Source organism: Exiguobacterium alkaliphilum 12/1 (assembly GCF_000714435.1).
In the GTDB taxonomy this organism is placed as follows: domain Bacteria; phylum Bacillota; class Bacilli; order Exiguobacteriales; family Exiguobacteriaceae; genus Exiguobacterium; species Exiguobacterium alkaliphilum.
This window is the reverse complement of record NZ_JJMW01000009.1, coordinates 1-5,855: the sequence shown is the minus strand read 5'-3', so window position 1 is coordinate 5,855 and position 5,855 is coordinate 1. Positions and strand designations below refer to the sequence as shown.

Genomic DNA, 5,855 nt, shown 5'->3' with positions numbered 1-5,855 from the left:
ATTTAGTCCAGTGTACACAAAAACCCTGAGTAGTAGACTTTTTTAGTGTCTACTACTCAGGGTACAGTTTAATTAGCGGTTCACTTCTTTTTTAGATTAGTTTTAACGGATGACTTGCTCTGTTTCAGAATCGAAGAAGTGCGCTTTTGTCATATCGAGCGCGAGTGTGACGTCATCGCCCATATGGATGTTCGAACGTCCGTCGATGCGAGCCGTGAACTGGTGGCCACCGAGTTCGGCGTACAAGTACGACTCGGCGCCCATGAGCTCAGCGACATCGATGTGTGTTTGGAACGTGTGTGTCGTCGGCGAATCGATGTAGATCGGCTCATCATGGATCGATTCTGGACGAATTCCGAGGATGAGTTCTTTCCCGATGTACCCACGGTCGCGAAGACCTTTCATCTTCCCTTCAGGCACGTTGATTTCTTCGCCGCTCACGACGAACTTGCCGTCTGCGAGTGTGCCGCGGAAGAAGTTCATCGAAGGTGATCCGATAAAGCCGGCCACGAAGATGTTGTCCGGGTTGTCGTACACTTCTTTCGGCGAACCGACTTGTTGGATGATCCCGTCTTTCATGATGACGATACGCGTCGCGAGTGTCATCGCTTCCGTTTGGTCATGGGTAACGTAAATCGTCGTCGTGTCGAGACGGTTGTGGAGCTGGATGATCTCTTTACGCATCTGTACGCGAAGCTTGGCATCTAAGTTTGAGAGCGGCTCATCCATCAAGAACACTTTGGCGTCACGGACGATGGCACGACCGATGGCGACACGTTGGCGCTGACCACCTGAGAGTGCTTTCGGTTTACGCTCGAGGTACTCTTCAAGTCCGAGGATGCGGGCAGCGTCTTGGACGCGGCGATCGATTTCATCTTTCGGGAACTTGCGAAGCTTCAAACCGAACGCCATGTTGTCATAGACGCTCATGTGCGGGTAAAGGGCATAGTTTTGGAAGACCATGGCGATGTCGCGGTCTTTCGGTGCGACGTCGTTCATGCGCTTGCCGTCGATGATGAAGTCGCCGCTCGAGATTTCTTCGAGTCCTGCGATCATACGGAGTGTCGTCGATTTCCCGCAACCAGACGGTCCGACGAAGACGATGAACTCGCGGTCTTTAATGTGCAAGTTAAAATCGCTGACTGCCTTCGAGTCCCCACCGTCGTATATTTTATCAATGTGATTCAATTGAATTTCTGCCATGTCGTTAGCCTCCTGAGAATGTGCTCTAGTATAATAGCGCTTACAAGAACGATTATACGATGAAACCGCTTGCATTGAATATGGACACGTTGCACAAAAACATTTACTCAGATTTGTGCAACGTGACAATCAGTTGGAGCAGACTCGCATCGTGGAACTGGCGCGCGTCATAACCGGTCGCTTCATAGAGCCGGTCGAGCCGATAGTTGAGCGTGTTCCGATGCATGAAGAGCGCCTTGGCGGTATGGGAGACGTTCAGCGTATGGGCGAACAGCGCCTCGAGCAGCTCCCGTGCCGTCGCATCGAGGGCTTGATGCGTTGTCTCGGTTAGGCGGAGACGAGCGGCAAAAGACTCATGGTCTTGTAACAAATAATGGTATAATAATTGACTAGCAGGGTAAGCTTTAATAGAGCGTTTCGCGAGCGGGAGCAACACTTGATGTTCCGCATAAAGCGGGGCGAGCGCACCGAGCGGGCGCTCGCTATAAACGACGCTCGCTTCGACATAAAAGTCACCGGCGACGGCGCGCAAGACGTCTTCGAACTCGGCCATGTCGACGAGCGTTTCCGTCTCGAGCACTTCGATGTGTCGCGCGGTCATGACGATGATGACGGCAGAAGGCATGAAGTCACGGAGCACGTCGACGAACGTCTCGAGCGCTTCCGGCTCCTGGTAATGCAGGGCAAGCGACGAGAGCCGGAACGGCCGCTCGATGCGGAACGCGTCGTCGAACAGTCGGCCATGCCACAACGCTTGGACCGAATCGAGCGTCGTGACGAACGGAGTCGCCCAAAGCGAGACGAGCCGTCGCTCGCGTTCGGTCAGTTCCGTTTTCGGAAGACCGAACACCGTCCCATCATGGGCTTTGTACCAGACATAGTCACCGGATGCGTCCTCCGACCGATGGACAACGGACGGGAAAATCGATTTAATACGTTCAAACGTAGTCAACACAATCACCTCTTCAACAATGTATCATATTTCAGATCGGAGGCAGACAGTTTGGATAGTCTACTGAAAATAATCATCATGATCGCCATCGGGGCGACCATCGGGGGAGTGACGAACTTCTTCGCCGTCAAAATGTTGTTTCGTCCGCACGAGCCGAAGTATATCGGCAAGATGCGCGTCCCGTTCACGCCAGGACTCATTCCAAAGCGACGCGACGAACTGGCGTCAAGCCTCGGGAAGACCGTCGTCAAGCACCTGCTGACGCCGGAAGGGATGCGCAAGCGTCTTCTCGACGAACAAATCAGCAGTCACATTACCCATTTCGTCCAAACCGAGGTCGAGAAGATGTTGCGGTCGGAGAAGACGGTCCGCTCCCTCATCGAACCGCTCTATCCGGATGCAGAGGAACGGATTTTGACTGCGGCGGACGCGAGACTCCGGGACGAATTGACGCATGTGCTCCAAGACGTCAAAACCCGGAAACTGTATGAGCTTCTCGGCGAGGAAGGGATGGACCGCGTCCGCGCTATCATCCCTGAGATCGTCGACACGATGCTCATCAAGTCGGAAGAGTATTTTTATTCAGTGGAAGGGGAGGCCCAGCTGCGCCATATGGTCGACTCATTCGTCCAACGCCGCCTCGGCTTTATCGCTGGCTTTATCCAAAACGTGAACTTCGTCGAGATGATTCGTCCGGAAATTATCAATATCTTACGGGGCAGCTCGACGCGGGCCGGGATGGCGACGATGATCACGCGCGAGTTCGAACGGTTCAGCGAGCGTCCGGTCGCGACGTTCATCGATGAGCCGCTTGAGAAGCGCCTCATCGATGGTGTCGTCACCGAAGTCGTCACACGCCTGCCGGTCGGAAGTCTACTCGACCGGACCGTCTATTCGTATACACGTGACGTCGAGGCGCGCGTCGTCGAAGAGCTCGTGCCGAAAGGGGTGACGCTCGTCATCATGCGCTTCACCGATCAGATGGAGAAGATTATGGACCGCTTGAAGATTGACCAAATCGTTCAAGAGCAGGTCCGCTCGCTCGACACCTCGTATTTAGAGGAGATCGTCTTGTCGATTTCAAAACGGGAGTTCCGGGCAATAACATGGCTTGGGGCGCTATTAGGTGGTATGATTGGGTTGATTCAAGGGTTGATTGCCATCATTTGATTGGCACGCCCTAATAGCTTTTAGGAGGACGTCACATGTCACAAACAAACTTGTACGATCATGCTTACCAATTGGAGAAAGCACTTCGCGATTCTGAAGAGTTCACAAACCTCTCTTCACTATACGACCGTGTCAATGCGGATGCAGAAGCGAACCAGTTGTTCGCTGACTTCCGTGAAATCCAAATGACGCTTCAACAGAAGCAGATGCAAGGGGAAGAGATCTCAGAACAAGAGATGATGGACGCCCAAACGAAAATGATGAACGTTCAACAGAACGAGTTGATCATGGAGCTCATGCAAGAAGAGCAGCGCATGCACCAGCTCGTCACAGAAGTGACGAAAATCATCATGAAGCCACTCGAAGAGCTTTACGCTCCGATGGTGAACGAAAACGAAGTCCAATAAGGATGGATGGCGGATGGCTCATGCCATCCGTTTTTTTGTTGAACAACTTGTCAAATCCGATATGATAACGCTTCCATCACTGGTGGTATACTATCCTTGTAGAAACTTTCACATGGAGGGTGGACGCCGTGATTACCTTAATCATTTTGGCCATCATGATTGTATATTTCATCGGGGGGTGGCTCAGGGCAGACCTCGTGGCACTGCTCGGTCTGCTCGCGCTCGTATTGACGAACCAATTGACCCCGGTCGAGGCGATGGCCGGCTTTTCGAATCCGGTCGTCTTAATGATTGCCGGGCTCTTCATCGTCGGGGCAGGTCTATTCCATACAGGTCTCGCCGAACGGGTTGGGGCCGGAATGATTCCTTACGCGAAAGGGAGCGAGGTTCGCCTGTTCTTCGTTCTCATGGTGACGGTGACGTTTCTCTCGAGCCTCATGTCGAACACGGGGACGGTGGCGCTTTTGATTCCAGTCGTCCTCGCCATGTCCCGTCAGTTAGGGACGAGTCCGGCGAAACTGCTCATGCCGCTCGCCTTCTTCTCAAGCATCGGCGGCACGATGACGATCATCGGGACGCCACCGAACCTTGTCGCCGCCGAAGTGTTGCGAAGCGCCGGGGGACAGACAATCGGCTTCTTCTCACTCTTGCCGGTCGGTCTCGTCGCGGCCGCGGTCGGCTTGCTTTACTTTTACGTGATTGGAAATCGATTGTTGGATGTTGGTGACGTACCGGAATCGGTCGCGTCGCATCCGATGATGCCGCCGCTGAGCGTATATGCGTTCCATGTCCAAAAAGGGCATCCGCTCATCGGTCGTGAGCTACGCGAGACGTTATGGTCCCGCCACGGGTTGACAGTGCTCGGGGAACGGAGAAAAGGGTTGGCCCATCGCCTTCACGCCGCGAGAGCGGACACGGTGCTCCATGAGGGACGTCTCCTCGTCAGTGGGGCAGAAGAAGACGTCCATCGCATCGCGCGTCAAGAAGGGTTGCGTTATGAGCACGTCTCACCGAGAGACGTCTACGGGAAAGAGGCGGGGGTCGTCGTCTTCACGATACCGGCCGACAGCCCGCTCATCGGGCGCTGTTTGAAAGAGAGCCGTCTCCGCAATCGATACGGCTTGAACGTCTTGCGCGTGATTCGTCCGAACGAGGAGATAGCGATGACGAAGCTGAAAGACGTTCGCCTCGAGCAGGGAGATATGCTCGTCGCCCAAGGAGAATGGGGTGACTTGGAGAAAGTCGGGGATGAGACGCACTTGCTGCTCGCGAATGAGCGGGTGACCGACGTGGCGAACCGGGCCGTATCGGAGCGGCATCAGCTCGCCGCCGGCATCATCATGGCCGCAATGGTCGCGTTGCTCGTCTTCGAATGGGTCGACCCGACCGTCGCCGTCTGGTTGGCCGCCTTGGCGATGGTGCTCACGGGGGCGGTCCGGCATATGGATGTTGCCTATCAATCGATTCAATGGTCGTCACTCTTACTCATCGCGGCGATGATTCCGGTCGGTCAGGCGCTCGAGAACGCCGGCGTGATGGCGTGGCTCGTCACGTGGATGAGCGAGTCGTTCGGCCGTGCGGGTCCCGCCTGGGTGCTCATCGCCATCTTTGTGGCGACGATGATGCTCAGTCAAATCATCTCGAACACCGCGACGGCCGTCCTGTTCGCACCGCTCGCTTTGTCGCTCGCGTCGGCGCTTGACGTCAGTCCGGTTCCGCTCGTCGTCGCGGTCGCGATCGCGGCCTCGCTCGCATTCATGACGCCGTTCGGTTCGCCGACGAATGCGATGGTGTTCGGCATCGGGGGCTATCGCTTCTTTGACTTCGTCAAAGTCGGCTTGCCGTTGCAAGTCGTGACAGCGATCATCGCGATTTTCACGATTCTACTCATCTTTCCGTTTTGAAGGACATGTTAATCCATCCGCCGAATATGTGAAAAAATGCTAAATGATGAGGGGATAGACGATGTTGAAACGAATCGGAATGTTATTGGCGGTCGTCTTGTTAGCCGCTCACAGGCAGTTCGTACTCGCTAGACGGCAAGACGTCGGAAGACCTCCATCCGGACGATTATTGGCAATGGCTGAAGGACTGGGATCAAAAATATAGCGAATGAACGAAAC

At 54.6% G+C, this 5,855-nt stretch carries 5 protein-coding genes; 3 read left to right on the top strand and 2 right to left on the bottom strand.

The window, feature by feature from the left end:
* Positions 1-102: 102 nt before the first annotated feature.
* Entirely contained in the window at positions 103-1,203 is a 1,101-nt protein-coding gene (locus RT52_RS00685; RefSeq protein WP_034803815.1) for an ABC transporter ATP-binding protein, read from the bottom strand.
* Positions 1,204-1,306: 103 nt separating this feature from the next.
* Positions 1,307-2,158: a PucR family transcriptional regulator gene (locus tag RT52_RS00680; protein ID WP_034803817.1), complete on the bottom strand. Its 852-nt coding sequence runs from the start codon at positions 2,156-2,158 to the stop codon at positions 1,307-1,309.
* Between the two features lie 75 nt (positions 2,159-2,233).
* Here RT52_RS00680 and RT52_RS00675 point away from each other — a divergent pair, with 75 nt between their 5' ends.
* The 3 genes from RT52_RS00675 to RT52_RS00665 all read left to right on the top strand — a co-directional run bounded on the left by RT52_RS00675 (position 2,234) and on the right by RT52_RS00665 (position 5,636).
* Positions 2,234-3,325: a DUF445 domain-containing protein gene (locus RT52_RS00675; RefSeq protein ID WP_051690224.1), complete on the top strand. Its 1,092-nt coding sequence runs from the start codon at positions 2,234-2,236 to the stop codon at positions 3,323-3,325.
* Positions 3,326-3,360: 35 nt separating this feature from the next.
* Positions 3,361-3,732 carry a YlbF/YmcA family competence regulator gene (locus RT52_RS00670; RefSeq protein WP_024371783.1) on the top strand — a complete coding sequence of 124 codons (372 nt, stop codon included), beginning with the start codon at positions 3,361-3,363 and terminating at the stop codon, positions 3,730-3,732.
* A gap of 128 nt (positions 3,733-3,860) precedes the next feature.
* The gene (locus RT52_RS00665) at positions 3,861-5,636 is read left to right on the top strand and encodes an SLC13 family permease (protein ID WP_034814436.1); all 1,776 of its coding nucleotides are present in this window, start codon (positions 3,861-3,863) and stop codon (positions 5,634-5,636) included.
* Positions 5,637-5,855: the final 219 nt, after the last annotated feature.

What these genes read in the sequence shown, in the direction of transcription:
- RT52_RS00685 (WP_034803815.1), bottom strand. Translation starts at nt 1,203, where the DNA reads ATGGCAGAAATTCAATTGAATCACATTGATAAAATATACGACGGTGGG.
- RT52_RS00670 (WP_024371783.1), top strand. Translation starts at nt 3,361, where the DNA reads ATGTCACAAACAAACTTGTACGATCATGCTTACCAATTGGAGAAAGCA.
- RT52_RS00675 (WP_051690224.1), top strand. Translation starts at nt 2,234, where the DNA reads ATGATCGCCATCGGGGCGACCATCGGGGGAGTGACGAACTTCTTCGCC.